This is a genomic window from Pantoea sp. B_9 (assembly GCF_008632015.1).
In the GTDB taxonomy this organism is placed as follows: Bacteria; Pseudomonadota; Gammaproteobacteria; order Enterobacterales; family Enterobacteriaceae; genus Pantoea; species Pantoea dispersa.
This window is the reverse complement of record NZ_VWVL01000004.1, coordinates 233,197-251,954: the sequence shown is the minus strand read 5'-3', so window position 1 is coordinate 251,954 and position 18,758 is coordinate 233,197. Positions and strand designations below refer to the sequence as shown.

General features: G+C 60.5%; 14 protein-coding genes. 6 read left to right on the top strand and 8 right to left on the bottom strand.

Annotated elements, in window-relative coordinates:
- Position 1 precedes the first annotated feature (1 nt).
- The 3 genes from folP to rlmE all read right to left on the bottom strand — a co-directional run bounded on the left by folP (position 2) and on the right by rlmE (position 3,653).
- Entirely contained in the window at positions 2-835 is an 834-nt protein-coding gene (gene folP / locus F3I21_RS14250) for a dihydropteroate synthase (protein WP_150059187.1), read from the bottom strand.
- Positions 836-920: 85 nt separating this feature from the next.
- The gene (ftsH, locus tag F3I21_RS14245) at positions 921-2,849 is read right to left on the bottom strand and encodes an ATP-dependent zinc metalloprotease FtsH (protein ID WP_021507707.1); all 1,929 of its coding nucleotides are present in this window, start codon (positions 2,847-2,849) and stop codon (positions 921-923) included.
- Between the two features lie 174 nt (positions 2,850-3,023).
- On the bottom strand, positions 3,024-3,653 hold the full coding sequence (gene rlmE / locus F3I21_RS14240) for a 23S rRNA (uridine(2552)-2'-O)-methyltransferase RlmE (RefSeq protein WP_021507708.1): 630 nt from the start codon (positions 3,651-3,653) through the stop codon (positions 3,024-3,026).
- A gap of 126 nt (positions 3,654-3,779) precedes the next feature.
- On the opposite strand from rlmE, the gene yhbY reads away from it, so the two are divergent.
- The gene (gene yhbY, locus F3I21_RS14235) at positions 3,780-4,073 is read left to right on the top strand and encodes a ribosome assembly RNA-binding protein YhbY (protein ID WP_010617345.1); all 294 of its coding nucleotides are present in this window, start codon (positions 3,780-3,782) and stop codon (positions 4,071-4,073) included.
- 128 nt (positions 4,074-4,201) lie between these two features.
- Here yhbY and greA read toward each other — a convergent pair whose 3' ends face one another.
- Positions 4,202-4,678 (bottom strand): transcription elongation factor GreA, encoded by a 477-nt coding sequence (gene greA, locus F3I21_RS14230; RefSeq protein ID WP_021507709.1) that lies wholly within the window; start codon positions 4,676-4,678, stop codon positions 4,202-4,204.
- A gap of 248 nt (positions 4,679-4,926) precedes the next feature.
- On the opposite strand from greA, the gene dacB reads away from it, so the two are divergent.
- Genes dacB through pmrB form a run of 3 tightly spaced genes read left to right on the top strand, consistent with a single transcriptional unit; the run spans position 4,927 to position 8,080 of the window.
- Positions 4,927-6,360 carry a serine-type D-Ala-D-Ala carboxypeptidase gene (gene dacB / locus F3I21_RS14225; RefSeq protein WP_150059186.1) on the top strand — a complete coding sequence of 478 codons (1,434 nt, stop codon included), beginning with the start codon at positions 4,927-4,929 and terminating at the stop codon, positions 6,358-6,360.
- Positions 6,360-7,022 carry a two-component system response regulator PmrA gene (gene pmrA / locus F3I21_RS14220; RefSeq protein ID WP_021507711.1) on the top strand — a complete coding sequence of 221 codons (663 nt, stop codon included), beginning with the start codon at positions 6,360-6,362 and terminating at the stop codon, positions 7,020-7,022. Before dacB ends, pmrA begins: the two co-directional genes overlap by 1 nt.
- Positions 7,019-8,080, top strand: a complete 1,062-nt coding sequence (pmrB, locus tag F3I21_RS14215; protein ID WP_021507712.1) for a two-component system sensor histidine kinase PmrB — start codon at positions 7,019-7,021, stop codon at positions 8,078-8,080. Before pmrA ends, pmrB begins: the two co-directional genes overlap by 4 nt.
- Before the next feature lie 6 nt (positions 8,081-8,086).
- Here the strand turns inward: pmrB and F3I21_RS14210 are convergent, their stop codons facing one another.
- Positions 8,087-10,363, bottom strand: coding sequence for a TonB-dependent siderophore receptor (locus F3I21_RS14210; RefSeq protein ID WP_150059185.1), 2,277 nt, complete (start codon positions 10,361-10,363; stop codon positions 8,087-8,089).
- A gap of 261 nt (positions 10,364-10,624) precedes the next feature.
- On the opposite strand from F3I21_RS14210, the gene fes reads away from it, so the two are divergent.
- Entirely contained in the window at positions 10,625-11,899 is a 1,275-nt protein-coding gene (fes, locus tag F3I21_RS14205) for an enterochelin esterase (RefSeq protein ID WP_150059184.1), read from the top strand.
- Positions 11,892-15,776, top strand: coding sequence for an enterobactin synthase subunit F (locus tag F3I21_RS14200; protein ID WP_223815700.1), 3,885 nt, complete (start codon positions 11,892-11,894; stop codon positions 15,774-15,776). Before fes ends, F3I21_RS14200 begins: the two co-directional genes overlap by 8 nt.
- A 79-nt stretch (positions 15,777-15,855) precedes the next feature.
- On the opposite strand, the gene F3I21_RS14195 is transcribed toward F3I21_RS14200, so the two are convergent.
- Genes F3I21_RS14195 through fepD form a run of 3 tightly spaced genes read right to left on the bottom strand, consistent with a single transcriptional unit; the run spans position 15,856 to position 18,619 of the window.
- A complete protein-coding gene (locus F3I21_RS14195; protein WP_148099269.1) occupies positions 15,856-16,653 on the bottom strand; it encodes an ATP-binding cassette domain-containing protein in 798 nt (265 codons plus the stop codon).
- Entirely contained in the window at positions 16,650-17,633 is a 984-nt protein-coding gene (fepG, locus tag F3I21_RS14190) for an iron-enterobactin ABC transporter permease (RefSeq protein ID WP_150059182.1), read from the bottom strand. The genes F3I21_RS14195 and fepG overlap by 4 nt, the downstream gene beginning before the upstream one ends.
- Complete coding sequence (gene fepD, locus F3I21_RS14185) at positions 17,630-18,619, bottom strand: Fe(3+)-siderophore ABC transporter permease (protein ID WP_136547985.1); 990 nt, start codon at positions 18,617-18,619, stop codon at positions 17,630-17,632. The genes fepG and fepD overlap by 4 nt, the downstream gene beginning before the upstream one ends.
- Between the last annotated feature and the right edge of the window lie 139 nt (positions 18,620-18,758).

The window sequence follows — 18,758 nt, the reverse complement described above, 5'->3', positions numbered from 1 at the left end:
TTTATCCTTTTGCTCTCCGTGTCGCCTCGACGATGCGCATCGCTTCGACAGTTTCTTTAACGTCATGCACGCGAATAATCTGCGCGCCCTGCATGGCGGCGATCACCGCACAGCTCAGGCTGCCGGTCAGGCGCTGTGCCGGGCCGACGTTTAACAGCTGGCCAATCATCGACTTACGCGACATGCCCACCAGCAGCGGCAGACCGTGATGGTGAAAATCACTGAGATGCGCCAGCAGCTCATAATTGTGGCTGAGATTCTTACCGAAACCGAAGCCCGGGTCGAGCAGCAGACGCTCTTTTTTAATGCCGGCCGCTTCACAGCGGGCAATCTGCGCAGCGAAGTAAGCGTCCACTTCACTTACGATGTGCTGATATTCCGGTGCCTGCTGCATGGTGCGCGGTTCGCCCTGCATGTGCATCAGGCATACCGGCAGACCGCTATCTGCGGCGGCCTGTAACGCACCCGGCTCGGACAGCGAGCGGATATCGTTAATGATGTGAGCGCCCACTCGCGCGGCTTCACGGATCACTTCTGCTTTTGAGGTATCAACTGAAATCCACACTTCAAAGCGCTGCGCAATAGCTTCCACCACCGGGATCACCCGCGCCAGTTCCTCTTCCACTGAGACTTCATCAGCACCGGGACGGGTTGATTCGCCGCCCACATCGATAATCGTGGCACCGGCATTCACCATCTCGTTGGTGTGCGTGAGCGCGTCGACCAGCGTGTTGTGCGTTCCGCCATCAGAAAAGGAGTCCGGCGTGACATTTAATATTCCCATCACATGGGGAAACGACAGATCGAGATGGGTATCACGGGCGTACAACTTCATGGCGAAAATCTCCCTGGGGAATCACTGGATTGTGGAATGTAAAAAACCCCGGACCAGCCGGGGTTTTTGCTTAGGAACAGGCCTGTTACTTGTCGAACTGTTCTGACATGGTGTTGCCTGGGTTTGGCGTACGCGGTTCATCAACCGGACGTGGCGCCTTTGGCGTACCGTTGCTGTCAGAGTTGTTGCTGCCTGGATCTTCCCAGCCTGCTGGCGGACGCACTTCGCGGCGTGCCATCAGGTCGTCGATCTGCGGTGCGTCGATGGTTTCATACTTCATCAGCGCGTCTTTCATCGCGTGAAGGATGTCCATGTTCTCACCCAGAATACGGCGTGCACGCTGGTAGTTGCTGTCGATCAGGTGCTTAACTTCCTGGTCGATGATGCGTGCCGTTTCGTCCGACATGTGTTTGGCTTTCGCCACTGAACGGCCGAGGAACACTTCACCGTCCTCTTCCGCATACAGCAGCGGACCGAGTTTCTCCGAGAAGCCCCACTGCGTCACCATGTTGCGCGCCAGGTTGGTCGCCACTTTGATGTCGTTTGAAGCACCGGTAGAAACGTGTTCCGCCCCGTAGATGATCTCTTCTGCCAGACGACCGCCGTACAGCGTTGAAATCTGGCTTTCCAGCTTCTGACGGCTGGCGCTGATCGCGTCGCCTTCAGGCAGGAAGAAGGTCACACCCAGCGCACGGCCGCGCGGGATGATCGTCACTTTATGCACCGGATCGTGTTCCGGCACCAGGCGACCAATAATCGCATGGCCCGCTTCGTGATACGCGGTGGATTCTTTCTGCGCTTCCGTCATCACCATGGAGCGACGTTCCGCACCCATCATGATTTTGTCTTTCGCTTTCTCGAACTCGACCATCGACACCACGCGCTTGTTGCCACGCGCAGCGAACAGCGCCGCTTCGTTGACCAGGTTCGCCAGGTCCGCACCGGAGAAGCCAGGCGTACCACGTGCGATAATCGCTGCATCAATGTCGGTTGCCAGCGGCACGCGACGCATATGCACTTTCAGAATCTGTTCACGGCCGCGCACGTCTGGCAGACCTACCACCACCTGGCGGTCAAAACGGCCTGGACGCAGCAGCGCCGGGTCCAGTACGTCCGGACGGTTAGTCGCGGCGATGACGATAATGCCTTCATTGCCTTCGAAGCCATCCATCTCAACCAGCATCTGGTTCAGCGTCTGCTCACGTTCGTCGTGACCACCGCCTAAACCGGCACCACGCTGACGACCCACCGCATCGATCTCATCAATAAAGATGATGCACGGTGCCGCTTTCTTCGCCTGCTCGAACATGTCGCGCACACGTGATGCACCGACACCGACAAACATTTCTACGAAGTCAGAACCGGAAATCGTGAAGAACGGTACTTTCGCTTCGCCGGCAATCGCTTTCGCCAGCAGCGTTTTACCGGTACCCGGAGGGCCCACCATCAGCACGCCTTTCGGGATTTTACCGCCCAGCTTCTGGAAGCGGCTCGGCTCACGCAGGTATTCCACCAGCTCACCCACCTCTTCTTTTGCTTCGTCGCAACCCGCAACGTCAGCAAAGGTGGTTTTGATCTGGTCTTCGGTCAGCATACGGGCTTTGCTCTTGCCGAAGGACATCGCGCCCTTGCCGCCGCCGCCCTGCATCTGCCGCATAAAGAAGATCCACACGCCAATCAGTAGCAGCATCGGGAACCAGGAGATGAAGATGGAAGCCAGCAGGCTCGGCTCTTCCGGTGGTTCACCCACAACTTTGACGTTTTTGGTCAACAGGTTATCGAGTAACTTGGGATCGTTGACAGGAATGTAGGTCGTGTATTTATTACTGTCTTTTTTGGTTACGTTGATCTCACGCCCGTTAATACGTGCCTCGCGGACCTGATCCTGGTTCACTTCCGACAGGAAGGTTGAATAATCAACCCTACGGCCATTCGACTCGCTGGGCCCAAAGCTCTGGAATACTGACATCAGCACGACCGCGATGACTAACCAGAGAATCAGGTTTTTCGCCATGTCACTCAAGGGATTAACCTCATATTACAACGGTGTTAACAGACAGCGTAGGGTACTATATATCCTTCATACCTGGAATCGCGGCGCTGATGATTTTGCCTGTTTAGCCTGAAACTCAGAATTACGCATCAGAATAAACGCCGTTTCGCCTTGCTTTGATTCCGGTATGGAGGGCTACAGTTTGCGCCCTGTCGCCACAATGTACACTTCGCGCGAACGTGATCGCGAAGCGTCCGGCTTACGAATTTTCACTTTCGTAAACAGGGAGCGAATTTCCCGCAGGTATTCATCGAAGCCATCTCCCTGAAACACTTTCACTACAAAACTGCCGCCAGGTGCCAGTACATCCCGACACATTTCTAACGCCAGTTCAACTAAATACATGGAACGCGGGATATCGACTGCAGGCGTACCGCTCATGTTCGGCGCCATGTCCGACATCACCACCTGCACTTTCTGGTCGCCCACGCGCTCCAGTAACGCTTTCAACACCGCTTCGTCGCGAAAATCGCCCTGCAGGAAGTCAACGCCGACGATGGGATCCATCGGCAGCAGATCGCAGGCAATAATACGGCCACCCGAACCAATCTGTTGTACCACATATTGCGACCAGCCGCCGGGCGCAGCGCCCAGGTCAACCACGGTCATACCGGGTTTGAACAGCTTGTCACCCTGCTGAATTTCATCCAGTTTAAACCAGGCGCGCGAGCGCAACCCTTTTTTCTGTGCCTGTTGCACATATTTATCGCTAAAGTGTTCCTGAAGCCAGCGACTGGAACTGGCCGAACGCTTTTTACCCGTCATAATATTTCCAGTTAAATCGTCATCGTAGCGATAAATCAGCACGCAATGGGTCGCGTTGATTTGGCGATATACCCGAGATGGCGGTAGAATGAACCGTTTTCAATCCCTGAGTAAGCAAAAAATACGATGAATCTGAGTACCAAACAAAAACAGCACCTGAAAGGCCTTGCCCATCCACTGAAGCCAGTGGTCATGCTGGGCGGCAATGGCCTGACTGAAGGCGTGCTCGCCGAGATCGAACAGGCGCTCGAACATCACGAATTGATCAAGGTAAAAATTGCCTCGGAAGATCGTGAAACCAAGCAGCTGATCGTGGACGCTATCGTGCGTGAAACTAAGGCAAACAACGTTCAGGTCATCGGCAACGTGCTGGTGCTGTATCGCCCTGCCAAAGAGCGCAAAATTACTCTGCCACGTTAAGCGTACCGTTACGGCTCGTCCGACGGGCAGAGAAAGTGCCATGCTCCTGCATGGGATAAAAGGCCGCAGCGCGGCCTTTTTCCTTTCTTTACAATATGCAGCTGCGCATTTCAAAGCGTAGCAATATCTTAGATGTATTCCACTTTCAGCACTTCATATTCCACATCGCCGCCTGGGGTTTTGACAATAGCCACGTCATCGGCCTCTTTGCCCACCAGACCGCGCGCCATCGGCGAATTCACGGAAATCAGGTTCTGTTTAAAGTCCGCTTCGTCGTCGCCGACAATCCGGTAAGTAAACTCTTCATCGGTATCGACATTCAGCACGGTGACGGTGGCGCCAAAAATCACGCGGCCGGTTTTCGGCATGGCGGTCACGTCAATCACCTGTGCATTGGAGAGCTTGGCTTCGATCTCCTGAATACGCCCTTCGCAGAACCCCTGTTCTTCGCGCGCGGCGTGGTATTCGGCATTCTCTTTCAGATCGCCGTGCTCACGGGCTTCGGCGATAGAGGCGATGATGCGCGGACGCTTAACGGTTTTCAGTTCGTTCAGCTCTTCACGCAGCTTCTCAGCGCCTTTCAACGTCATCGGAATCTGATTCATTTTGGCTCCTCGTCATCTATCCTGGTTAACGGCGTCATCCTGACCGGTGACAGCAGAAGATCGGCTTCTGCGGCGCGTAACCTCTTTTCACAAGCAAAAGAATCCTGACCCGGAAAGCTTTCCGGGTCAGGTATCGGTTTTGCATTTTGATACGTATTTTACCCCAGAGTTCCCTGTGGGTCATTGTTTACTTTGCACCGTCCGGGGACATAGTATTGACGCCTTCACCCGTCAGTTACCGCGAGATTATGCGATTTTCACGACTTGTTACCGGATTAACCTGTGCGTTTATGCTGCAGGCACAAGCAGCACCCGTTGAAGAATACATGCAGTATTTGCCAGACGGCGCAAACCTGGCGCTGATGGTACAAAAAGTGGGCGCATCCACCCCGATAATCGACTATCACGGCAAACAGATGGCGTTGCCGGCCAGTACCATGAAAGTGATCACCGCGCTGGCGGCACTGCTGGAGCTGGGCCCGGACTTCCGTTTTCAGACCACGCTGGAGACCAAAGGCGCGGTCAGCGATGGCACCTTAAACGGCGACCTGGTGGCGCGCTTTGCCGGCGATCCGACGCTCAGCCGCCAGGATCTGCGCAATATGGTGGCGGCGCTGAAAAAACAGGGCATCAACCATATCAAAGGCAATCTGGTGATCGACACCTCGGTGTTCGCCAGTCACGATATGGCGCCAGGCTGGCCGTGGAACGATCTGACACAGTGCTTCAGCGCCCCGCCAGGTGCGGCGATTGTTGATAAAAACTGCTTCTCGGTTTCGCTCTACAGTGCCAATACGCCCGGCGAAAACGCCTTTGTGCGCATCGCCTCTTACTATCCGGCGCACATGTTCAGTCAGGTGCGCACAATCGGACGCAACAGCGGTGACGGGCAGTATTGCGAGCTCGACGTGGTGCCCGGCGAGCTCAATCGCTACACGCTGACCGGCTGTATGCGCCAGCGTGCGGAACCGCTGCCCCTGGCGTTTGCCGTGCAGGATGGCGCCGCGTGGGCCGGCGAGATGCTTAAAGCGCAGCTGCGCGACGCCGATATTGATTACAGCGGCCATTTAGTGCGCCAGACGCAGGTGACGTCACCGGGTACGGTGCTGGCCTCGACGCAGTCCGCACCGCTGCACAACCTGCTGCACACCATGCTGAAAAAGTCAGACAACATGATCGCCGATACCGTGTTCCGCACCATTGGCCATCACTATTTTAACGTGCCGGGCACCTTCCGCGCCGGTTCGGATGCGGTCAGGCGTGTGCTGCGCGAAAAAGCCGGCGTCGACCTCGGCAACAGCATTCAGGTGGATGGATCCGGCCTGTCGCGTCACGACCTGATCGCGCCGGATACTATGATGCAGGTGCTGCAGTTCATCGCCAAAAATGACGCCACGCTGAATTATATTTCGATGCTGCCGCTGGCGGGTTATGACGGCACGCTGCAGTATCGCGGCGGTCTGCACGAAGCGGGGCTGGATGGCAAAGTGTCGGCAAAAACCGGTTCGCTGCAGGGCGTCTATAATCTGGCTGGGTTCATCACCACGTCGAGCGGTGCGCGCGTGGCCTTTGTCCAGTTCCTCTCTGGCTATGCGGTACCGCCGGAAGACCAGAAAACGCGGCGGATTCCGCTGGTGCGCTTTGAGAGCCGGCTCTATACCGACATTAACAAGAACAACTAATGAAACTGTTGATCGTTGAAGATGATGCGTTGTTACAATCGGGCCTGGCGCAGGCGCTGAGCAGCGAGGGCTACGCCGTGGATTGCGCTGGCAGCGCGGCGGAAAGCAACGCCCTGCTGCGCAGCAGCCAGTACAGCCTGATCGTGCTGGATCTCGGCCTGCCGGATCGCGATGGCGCCACGCTGCTGCGCCAGTGGCGGCGCGACGGCATCGCGGTGCCGGTGCTGATCCTGACCGCGCGCGATGCGCTGGAGGATCGCGTCGACGGGCTGGACGCCGGTGCCGATGATTACCTGGTCAAGCCGTTTGCGCTGGCAGAACTGCAGGCGCGGGTGCGCGCGCTGATCCGCCGTTATCAGGGGCACAGCGACAACCTGCTGCAGCAGGGCGATCTGACGCTCAATCTCAGCTCGCAGCAGGTGCTGCTGGAGAATCTGCCGCTGGAGATCACCCCCAAAGAGTTCGCCCTGCTCACCCGCCTGCTGATGCGCGTGGGGCAAAATGTGCATCGCGAAACGCTGCAGCAGGATCTCTACAGCTGGAACGACGATCCCGGCTCCAACACCTTAGAAGTTCACATTCATAATCTGCGCCGCAAGCTGGGGAAAGATCGCATCAAAACCGTGCGCGGCGTTGGCTACCGGCTGGAACTGCGCGAATGAACAGCATGCGTCAGCGGTTACTGATTATGCTGGCGCTGATTCTCCTCACCTGCCAGGTGATGAGCGCCATCTGGCTGTGGCACGAAAGCCGCGAACAGATCAGTTTCCTCGTCAACGAAACCCTGTCGGCCCAGGCGCGTAACGATCGCGTGGAGAATGAGATCCGTGAGGCCATCGCTTCGCTGTTGCTGCCTTCGCTGGTGATGGTAAGCCTGACGCTACTGCTGTCGTTCTGGGCCATCAACTGGATTATCCGTCCGCTCAAATCGCTACAGGACAGCCTTGCCCACCGCTCTGCCGACAACCTGACGCCGCTGCCGATTTACTCCGAGATGGATGAGATCGTTGCGGTCACCTCCTCCATCAACCAGCTGTTTTCCCGTCTCGACCACACGCTGCAGCAGGAGCGATTATTCACCGCCGACGCCGCGCACGAGCTGCGTACGCCGCTGGCCGGGCTGCGCCTGCATCTTGAGCTTCTGCATCAGCAGCAGGTGCCGCAAAGCGCCATGCTGATTGAGCGTATCGACCAGCTGATGCACACCGTCGAACAGCTGCTGATGCTGTCGCGCGCCGGTCAGGCGCTGGCGGGCGGCCACTATCAGCAGCTGCAGTGGCAGCGTGACATCATGCAGCCGCTAATGCCGGAGATGGCTGAACTGTATGCCCAGCGTCAGCAGACGCTGCACTGGCCAGACGGCGACGATGTGCCGCAGCAGGGTGAAGCGGTGCTGCTGCGCCTGATGCTGCGCAATTTGCTGGAGAACGCATCGCGCTACAGTCCGGAAGGCAGCAGCGTGCAGGTGAAGCTGCGTCAGGTGCAACAGCAGGTCTGGGTTGAAGTGTGGGATCAGGGGCCGGGTATTGATGCCGATGCGGCAGAAGAGCTGACGCAGGCGTTCCGGCGGCGCGATCAACGCTATGGCGGCAGCGGCCTGGGCCTGAACATTGTGCTGCGTATTGTGCAGATGCATCGCGGCAGGCTGGAACTGGTCAACCGCGAAGACAGCAGCGGACTGGTCGCCCGCTGCTGTTTGCCAACGCAACTGATTGGCTGAACGCCATCAGAAGTGGGTGTTGAGGCTCATATAGTAAGTACGGCCTGATTCGTTATAGGTATTGGCACCGGCACCGTAGAGATAAGCGCCGGTGGTAGCATTACCGGTGGTTTGCGCATTGCCCTCACGGAAGTGGCGCTTATCGAACAGGTTATCGATGCCCAGCGTCACGCTGGCATACTTATTGATATCGTAAGTACCGCTCATGCCGACAATCGAGTACGGGCTCACTTTGTCGGTGGCGCTGCCGGTCACCGGCTGTCCTTTGTAGTCATACTTCTTCGGTGTCTGGGTGCCGTACCACGTCAGGGTGGTTTGCAGCGACAGATCCTGCGTTGCCTGCCAGCTCAGTGTCGAGTTCAGCGTATACTCCGGAATGATCGACAGGCGATCGCCGGTCTCCTTGTTCTTGCTCTGCAGCATGTAGGTAAAGTTGTTATTCCACATCACGCTGTCAGAGAAAGGAACATTGACCGTACCTTCCAGCCCTTCCACCACTGCTTTCGGCACGTTCTCCCAGCGATAGATATCCGTGGTGCCGTTAGAGGCTTTACCTGAAGGCGCATAGCCGGCTTCAATCTTGTTGCGGTAGTCGTTACGGAACCAGGTCAGACCGGCCTGATAACCTTCATGCTTCCACTCCAGCCCAACTTCTTTATTGATGCTGTTTTCCGCTTTCAGATCCGGATTACCCTGCAAATAGCAGGCGCCGGTGCTGGCGGCGCAGCCCTGGCCGTTGCTGTACAGCAGGTAGTTCGGGTTCGTCTGGTACAGACTCGGCGCTTTGTAGGCCCGGCCAATCCCCATCTTCAGCGTGAAGTCATCACCCAGCCCCTGTGACAGGTTAAGCGACGGGCTCCAGTTGTTGCCAACGATGGAGTGATGATCGAAGCGCAGCGCCGGCGTCAGCATGGTGCTGTCGGTCAGCTCCATGTTGTCTTCGGCAAACAGGGAGAAAATCTCCGCCTGGGCATAAGGACTGCGGCCGGTGCTGGCGATGCCTGGCACAGCGCCGTTGCTGGCAGCCTGGGTGGTCGACGAAGGATCTTTCATGCGCTGCTGGTTCCACTCGGTGCCCAGCGTCGCGGTCTGATTGACGCCCAGCTCAAACGGCAGGCTGATTTCACTGTGCAGCAGCACATCGTCCAGCTGAATGGTATTGAACCCGCTGTTGGAGAAAATCCCTTCCGTGCCGCCCGCCAGACCTTCATTAATGCGCGTATTGCGGGTTTTTTCGTAGCGCGCCCAGCTGCTGGTGCTGATGCCGTTATCCCACGCGCCGGTCCATTTCAGTGAAATATTCTGGCGATACAGACGGTTGGTTTCATCGCCGTACAGGCTCTTCACCAGCGCGTTAGTGTTGGTGTTCTGCGTATCGCCCGCGTACAGGTTGCCCTGACGACTGTAACCGGCCTGCAGCTCCAGCGTCTGCATGGGGGCAAACGCCCAGCTCAGCAACGCATTGATGTCTTTGTTTACCGAGCCTTCGCGGCCTGCCGGGTAGCTGCCGGCATAGCTGCCGGTGCGCGCTGCCGCGTGCCCTTCATTGATGTCGTACGCGTCGGCCTGGGTTTTGGCTAAACCGCCATACAGCCGGAAGTTGAAGTCGTCGCCCAGCGGCCCTTCAAGGCTGAAGTTGGTGCGTTTGGTCGCCCCTTCCGATTTGTGTTCCGGCGCGTTGAAGTAGGTATTCCACGAACCGTGCCACTGCTGATCGCTGTACTTTTTGGTGATGATGTTCACTACACCGCCCGCCGCACCGTTACCGTAGCGCACCGCGGCCGGCCCGCGAATCACGTCGATGTGATCAATCATCTCCGGCGGCACCCAGTTGGTATCGCCGCGCGTATCACGCTCACCGCGCCAGCCGAGACGCACTGAGTTACGGCTGGTGATCGGCATGCCGTCCACCATAATCAGGGTATTTTCCGGTCCCATGCCGCGAATATCGATCTGACGGTTGTTGCCGCGCTGGCCGCTGGTCGAGTTACCGGTCAGGTTAACCCCCGGCATGGTACGGATAATTTCTGAAACATCGCGCGCCGGCGGATGCTTTTTGATCTCATCGGCGGTGATGGTGGACACCCCCGGTGCCTGCAGCGTCTGCTGCTGGGCCGTCACCATTAAGGTGCCACCGTCCATTGCGCTGGCGTCGGGAGAAGAGGCGTTGCTGGAAGTCGTCTTGCTGGAAGTCTCTGCTGCCCAGGCGCTGCCGGAAAGCAGTGAGGCGCTGAGCCCCAGTTCGATCAAAATAGCGAAGGTTAACCGCGAGTAATGCTTCATTTTTTTCATTCCTGGAAGGCCAGTTCTGCGCCACAGCGGAGTGACTGGCGAGCCGGTGAGAAGATCCCTGTCTTTATCGCGCAGCCGTTCACACCTGGCAGGGCCATCCTTTGCTGAATCCCATGACTTACCGGGTGCCAGACGGAACGTGCGTGCTCATTTTGAGCGCAGTCACCCTATTGCAAATGCAAATAATTATCAATAGTATTATTTATCAATCCTATGTAAACCTCCCCGTACAGACGGCGACTGGCAGCCCCTATGACCTGGCGAAATGATGGAATTGGTAGCGAAGCCTGGTGGCAGGAGCAACAGACTCAGGGCATTCCGCGCATTGAGCCGCAGCAGGATGGCACCTGTCTGGTGACCTTCTTCTGGCGCGATCCGCAAGGCAGTGAAACCACCTCCCACACCCAGCGCGTGTGGATCAACATCACCGGCGTGACCGATCACCACCAGCGGCGCCCGCCGCAATCGCTGATGCGCGTCGCCAGTAGCGATGTCTGGTACTGGCAAACCGTGCTGCCGTCACACTGGCGCGGCAGCTACTGCCTGATGCCGGATCGGCAGGCCAGCGATTTCAGCGGCGAGCCTGACATGCATGCGCTGCGCCACTGGTGGCGCGAAAAATTCCCTGCCGCGCAGGCCGATGCGCTCAATCCGCTGCGCAGCTGGTCCGGCGGACGCGGCATGGGCGTGTCACCGCTGCACCTGCCTGACGCGCCCGACCAGCAGGTGTGGCGTGCGGTGGATGAGGGCCGCGCCCCGACGCTGACGCTGCAGGAGCAGCAGTGGAACAGCGCGCTGCTCGGCAATCGTCGCCGGGTGTGGCTATACGCCACAGGCGAGGCGCAGCACGGCCCGCGTCCGCTGGCGATACTGCTCGATGGTCAGTTCTGGGCGCAGCAGATGCCGATCGCCGGCCCACTGCAGCAGCTGACCGCCGCGGGCAAGCTGCCGCCGGCGGTCTACCTGTTTATCGACATCATCGATCGCGAACACCGCAGCCGCGAGCTGCCATGCAATCCGCAATTCTGGCAGGCGGTGCAGCAGGAGCTGTTGCCGCAGGTGGCACGCTGGATGCCGTACGATGCGCAGCCGGCGCGCACGCTGGTTGCCGGGCAAAGCTTCGGCGGTCTGGCCGCGGTGTTTGCCGCGCTGCACTTTCCCCACACCTTTGGTAACGCGCTCAGCCTGTCCGGCTCCTTCTGGTGGCCGGAGCGCGGTAACCCGCATGGCTGGCTGTTGCAGGCGCTGGACCATGGCCTGGCACCTCGCCAGCCGCTGCGTTTCTGGCTGGAGGCAGGCCAGCGTGAAGGCCTGATTCTGCAAGCCAATCAACAATTACAACAACAACTTACCGCTGCCGGCTATCAGGTGCATTACCAGCCGGTAGAGGGCGGGCATGACGCGCTGTGCTGGCGCGGTGGCCTGCTCGACGGTCTGCAAGCTTTGTGGCGCAATCCAAATTCATTCATCACGCCAGACGTGAACCGGAGCGACAGTAAATTCTCTGATGAACGACACTATGATTGACCAACAAACTCTGCCGCTGGTGGCGGCGCAGCCTGGCATCTGGATCGCCGACCAGCTCAGCCGCCATCACAACGCCTTCGCGGTCGCGCACTTTGTCGAACTGCGCGGCGACATCAACAGTGCGCTGCTGGCGCAGGCCATCGTCGACGGCATGCAGGAAGCCGATACCCTGAATATGGCGTTCGGCGAAATCGACGGCGAGCCGCTACAGTGGCCGCAGCCGCAGACCTTCAGCCTGCCAGACATTGTTGATCTGCGCGGCGAAGCGGATGCCGCTGCCGCCGCGCGCGCCCTGATGCGTGCCGATATGCGGGGTGACCTGCGTGTGCTGAGTGGCGCACCGCTGTGGCACCATCGTCTGTTCCGCCTCGGCGAGCAGCACTGGTTCTGGTATCAGCGCTATCACCATCTGGTGGTGGATGGCTTCAGCTTTACCGCGCTGACGCGCCGCATCGCCAATCTGTACAGCGCCGCCGTACAGCAGCAGCCGCCTGAGCCGACACCGTTTATTCCGTTCAGCGCCGTGGTTGACGAGTATCAGCGCTATCAGCAATCGGCGTTTTACACCCGTGACGGCGAATTCTGGCGCGAAAAAGGCCGCGCCCTGCCCGCGCCCGCCTCGCTGTCGCCGCTGCCGCTGGCCGGTCAGAGCGCCAGCACCGATCTGCTACGTCACAGCGTTACGCTGGATCGTCACCGCTTCCAGACGCTGACCAGCCAGCATCCACAGCACAGCGCCGCCGATCTGGCCTTTGCGCTGGTGGCGCTGTGGCTGGCTCGTCTCACCGGCCAAAATGATTTTGCTGCCGGCTTCATCTTCATGCGCCGCATCGGCTCCGCCGCGCTGTGCGCCACCGGTCCGGTGATCAACGTGCTGCCGATGGCGGTGCATTACCAGCCGGGACAAACGCTCAGCGATCTCGCCGCTCAGTTGGCCGCGGAAGTGAAAAAAATGCGCCGTCATCAGCGCTACGATGCTGAACAGGTGCAGCGCGATCTCGGCCGCCTCGGCGATAGCGATCCGCTGTATGGCCCGGTGATCAACCTGAAGATGTTTGACTACCAGCTCGATTTCGCCGGCATTGAAGGCATCACGCATCAGCTGGCCTCCGGCCCGGTGCGCGACCTGGAAATCGCGATTTACCTCAGCGAGCACGGCGATCTGACGCTGGAGCTGCTGGCGAACGCGCAGCGCTATGCTGCCGAGACGCTGCAGCGCCATGCCAGCCGCTTTGCCCTGCTGCTCAGCCAGCTGGCCGCGCAGCCGCAGCGCGCGCTGGGCGAGCTCGATCTGCTGACGCCAGCGGAGCAGCAGCAGATTGCGGCCATCAATCAGACCGCCCATCCGCTGCCAGCGGAAACCCTGGCGTCGCTGCTGGCGCAGCAGGCGCAGCGCACCCCGGACGCACCGGCGCTGGCCGATGCGCAGCACCAGCTGAACTATCGCCAGATGCAGCAGCAGGTATTCGCGCTGGCGGCCGATCTCAGTGCGGCTGGCGTGCAGCGGGGTGATATCGTCGCCGTGGCGCTGCCGCGTTCGGTGCAGTTGTCGCTGGCGCTGCAGGCGATTGTGACGCTCGGGGCCGCTTATCTGCCGCTGGATACCGGCTATCCGGACGAGCGGCTCCAGCTGATGCTGGAAGACGCCGCGCCCAAAACGCTGATTACCGCTGCCGCGCTCAGTGCCCGCTTCCGCGCCATCGCGCCGGTCAGTCAGCTGCACTTTGACACCCTGTACAATGCCGAACATGCACCGGCACCGGCCAGCGCGCCGACGCCGCAGGATGGCGCGTACATCATCTATACCTCCGGCTCTACCGGCCGGCCGAAAGGCGTGCTGGTCGGCCATCAGGCGATCGTTAATCGCCTGCTGTGGATGCAGGATCGTTATCCGCTGCAGGCGGATGACGTGGTGCTGCAGAAAACACCGAGCAGCTTTGATGTCTCGGTGTGGGAGTTCTTCTGGCCGCTGCTGGTCGGCGCGCAGCTGGTGATGGCGCCGCCGGATGCACACCGCGATCCGGAAGCCTTACAGCAACTGTTTGCCCGCTACAAAGTCACCACCACGCATTTCGTACCCTCGATGCTGGCGGCCTTTGTCGCGGCGCTCGACCACCCGGCCGCGATAGCGTGCTGCGCCAGCCTGCGCAACGTGTTCTGCAGCGGTGAAGCATTGCCCACCGATCTGTCGCGCAGCTGGGAAACATTGACCCGCGTGCCGCTGCACAATCTGTATGGGCCGACCGAAGCGGCCGTTGATGTCAGCTGGTATCCGGCGTATGGCGCGGCGCTGGCAGCCGTCGATGGCCCGAGCGTACCGATCGGCTTCCCGGTGTGGAACACCGGCCTGCGCATTCTTGATGCGCAAATGCAGCCGGTGCCGCCGGGCGTGGCCGGCGATCTCTATCTTACCGGCATTCAGCTGGCGCACGGCTATCTCAACCGGCCGGAGCTGACCGCCAGCCGCTTTATCGCCGACCCGTACGCCGCTGGCGAGCGCATGTACCTGACCGGCGACGTAGCGCGCTGGCTGGACAACGGTGCGGTGGAGTATCTCGGACGCAGCGATGACCAGCTGAAGATCCGCGGTCAGCGCATTGAGCTGAACGAGATCGATCATGCGCTGTGCGCCCAGCCCGGCATTGAGCAGGCGGTGACGCATGCGGTGGTGCTGGGCAGTGCGGCGGCACAGGGCGATGCGCGTCAGCTGGTGGGCTACGTGGTGGCGCCTCAGCCGGTGGATGGCGATGCGCTGCGTCAGGCGCTGGCACAGCAGCTACCGGCACACATGGTGCCGGTGGCCATCGTCCAGCTGGAGGCGCTGCCGCTCAGCAGCAACGGCAAACTGGATCGCAAAGCGCTGCCGCTGCCGCAGAGCACCACGCAGCGCCAGGGGCGCGCGCCACTGCCCGGTTTAGAGAGCACGCTGGCCGCAGCGTTCTGCCGCCTGCTGGCCTGCGACACGATCGGTGCGCAGGATGATTTCTTTGCGCTCGGTGGCCATTCGCTGCTGGCGATGCGCCTTGCTGCGCAGCTGCGCCGCGAGCTCCAGCTGCCGGTCTCGGTCGGGCAGATCATGATCGCCCCGACGGTGGAAAAACTGGCGGCGCTGCTGAGCGATGGACAATCCCATCAGCAGGCGGGCTTTGAAGCGGTGCTGCCGCTGCGTAAAGGCAGCGGACCGACGCTGTTCTGCTTCCACCCGGCGTCCGGCTTCGCCTGGCAGTTCAGCGTGCTGCAGCGTTACCTTGACCCACGCTGGTCACTGGTCGGCATTCAGTCGCCAGACACGCAGGGACCACTGAACCAGAGCGCGCACCTCGATGAGGTCTGTGAAGCGCATTTGTATACGCTGCGAGAGGTACAACCGCACGGACCCTACTATTTCCTCGGCTACTCGCTGGGCGGTACGCTGGCGCAGGGCATTGCTGCCCGGCTGGAAGCGGCGGGTGAAGAGGTCGCCTTCCTTGGCCTGCTCGACACCTGGCCGCCGGAAACGCAAAACTGGGATGAGAAGCGCGGCGAGAATGTGTTGGATCCGGCGGTGCTGGAGGAGGTGAATCGCGAGCGCGAACAGTTTATCGTCGCGCAGCGCCATCAGGCCGGTGAAGAGATGCAGGCCATGTTCGATACCATCGAAGCCAACTACGCCAGCTCGGTGCGTCTGCTGGCCACGGCGCGCAGCGCACGCTTCGGCGGCCGCGCTACGCTGTTCCTCGCCGAACAGACGCAGCAGCCAGGCCAGGATGCGCGCCGCGCCTGGGCCCCCTATGTCGGTGAGCTGACGGTGTGGCCGATGGATTGCGCCCACGTCGAGATTATCTCGCCTCGCATGTTTGAGCAGATCGGGCCGCTGTTGCAGCAGTTGCTGGCGTAGCGGTTTTGTCCTCACCCTCTCCCGGCGGGAGAGGGAAACGTATGGCAGAAAACGTTTACATCACAGCCCCTTCTCCGCCTTAGCGCCCGCGCCCCAGCGGCACAATCATTGGCGTATGCGCCACCGGATCCTCAACAATCACACAGCGTAACCCGTATACCTGCTCAATTAGTGCTGGCGTCACAATCTCGCCAGGCTTGCCCTCGGCAATGATCTTCCCGTGACGCATGGCGATCAGATGGGTGGCGTAGCGGCAGGCATGATTAAGGTCGTGCAGCACCACCACCAGCGTGCGGCCATGCTGTTGATTGAGCGTCTGCATCAGCTCAAGCAGCTCAATCTGGTGGGTTATATCCAGCCAGGTGGTGGGCTCATCCAGCAGCAGCAGTGGCGTCTGCTGCGCCAGTACCATGGCGATCCATACGCGCTGACGCTGCCCGCCGGACAGGGTATCGACCGCCTGTTGCGCCAGGTCCGCCACGCCGGTGGCCAGCATCGCCTGCTGCACCGCCGCTTCATCCTCCGCGCGCCAGCGGCCAAACAGTGACTGATGCGGATAACGTCCGCGCGCCACCAGCTCGCTCACGCTGATGCCCGCCGGGGCGTTTGAACTCTGCGGCAGCAGGCCAAGACGGCGCGCCACTTCTTTGGTCGGATAACGTGCAATCGCCTCGCCGTCCAGCAGTACGTCACCTTTCAGCGGTGCCTGCAGGCGGCTGAGGGTACGCAGCAGGGTGGATTTACCGCAGGCGTTAGGGCCGATAATCACGGTCAGCTCCCCTTGCGGAATCGCCACCGACAGATTTTCCGCCACTACCTTTTTGTCATAACCCAGCGTCAGGCCTTCGCCATGCAGCCGTGAAGGAATATCGATCATTGGCGTCGCGCCTCCCGCACCAGTAACGCAATCAGATAGAGTCCGCCCAGGCTGACGGTAATCACGCCAACCGGCAGTTGATAAGGCAGGAACAGATGCTGCGCGGCATAATCGGCGGCGCACAACAGCAGCGCGCCGCACAGCGCCGCCAGCCATAATGCGCCTTTTTCCCCGCCGCTCAGCCGGCGCGCAATCTGCGGTGCCAGCAGCGCCACGAACGAGATCGGCCCCGCCAGCGCGGTGGACGCCGCGGTCAGCAGCACGCCCAGCAGCATCAGCCACAGGCGGCTGCGCTCCACCGGCACGCCGAGCGCGCAGGCGGTGTCGTCGCCCATCTCCAGCAGACGCATGCGGCGCGTTAACAGCACCACCAGCAGCAGTGACAGCAGCAGCACCGTCACCACAGGCGGCGTTTTCGCCCAGGTGATGCCGTTGAGCGAGCCGGCGCTCCACAGCCCGGCGCTGAGCGCCGACTCCAGCGAAGCGCTGATAATCAGCCAGGCATTGAGCGCCATCAGTAGCGCGCGCACGCTGATGCCCACGATGATTAAGCGAAACGTGTCCACCCCGTTGCGCCAGGCAAACAGATAAACCAGCGCAGCCGTCGCGATACCGCCGATCAGCGCGGCCCCGGTCATCGCGGTAATACTTTGATTGAACAGCACCAGCGCCACCAGCACACCGCTATAAGCGCCGGTATTGAAGCCAAGAATATCCGGGCTGCCGAGCGGGTTACGCAGCAGCGACTGAAAAATCGCCCCGCTGACACCCAGCGCCGCACCGATCAGCAGCGCCATCAGCACGCGCGGCAGCCGCCACTCCACCACAATCAGCTGCACATTAGCGGCCCCCTGCCCGCGCAGCGCCTGCCACACCTGCTCCGCCGTAATCGGCAGCGCACCGCGCGTCAGCGCCAGCCACGTCAGCAGCGCACACGCTAATAGCAGCCAGCCGCCATGCAACCCGGCACGCCGCGTCATAGTCCACCTCGCCCGCGCTGGCGCCGTACCAGCAAAATCAGCATCGGCGCGCCAAGGATGGCGGTCACAATTGAGACACGCAGTTCGCCTGCCACCATCATCCGCCCCAGAATATCCGCCGCCAGCAGCAGCGCCGGGGTGATCAGCGCCGTCGCCGGCAGCAGCCAGCGGTGATCGTTGCCCACCAGCCAGCGGGCAAAATGCGGTGTCATCAGGCCGATAAAAGCGATCGGTCCGACGGCGGCGGTCGCCGCGCCGCTCAGTAAGGCAATCGCCAGCAGGCCCAGCAGTTGAGTGCGCACCACGCGCGTGCCCAGCGCCGCCGCCATATCGCCGCCCATGCTCAGGCTGTTCAGCGATTGCGCCAGCCCCAGCGCCAGCGCCGCACCGGCCAGCACCGCCGGGCTCAGGGTGCGCAACACGCTGAAATAGCGGATATCCAGCGAGCCGCTCTGCCAGAAGCGCAGGTGATCGTAAATGTCCGGATTGAGCAGCGACAGGCCGGAGGTTAAGCCCTCCAGCACCGCCGCCAGCGCCACGCCTGCCAGCGTCAGACGCACCGGATTGACGCGCCCGCCGCCCATCGCACCAATCACCGTCATCAGCAGCGCCGCCAGCAGTGCGCCGCTGAAGGCCAGCGTCAGCCACTGCAGCGGGGAGTCCGCCCCCAGCAGCGCGATGCCGAGCACGATGGCAAAACCGGCCCCGGCGTTCACGCCCAGAATGCCCGGCTCGGCCAGCGGATTACGCGTCAGGCTCTGCATCAGCGCGCCAGCCAGCCCCAGCGCCACGCCCGCCAGCAGACCGGCCAGCGTGCGCGGCAGGCGCGCATCGCGCACAATGATGCACTCCGCGCTGGAGCAGGAGGCGGTGAGAGCGTGATACACATCGGAAAGCGGTATTGATTTGGCACCCAGCATCAGACTGAGCGCCATGAGGAGCAAAAGCAGAATCCCTGAGCCTGCTAATGCACGGATCTGGCGCATAGCGTTCTAAACCTTCACTGTTCGACGTCGTTGCAGTGCAACGTAATGTGATAATGATATTTGTTATCGTTATTACTCGCGTTTGCCTATGTTACCATGAGTCGCCTCGCGGATGATGAGGAAAATTGGTGCAAAAAGG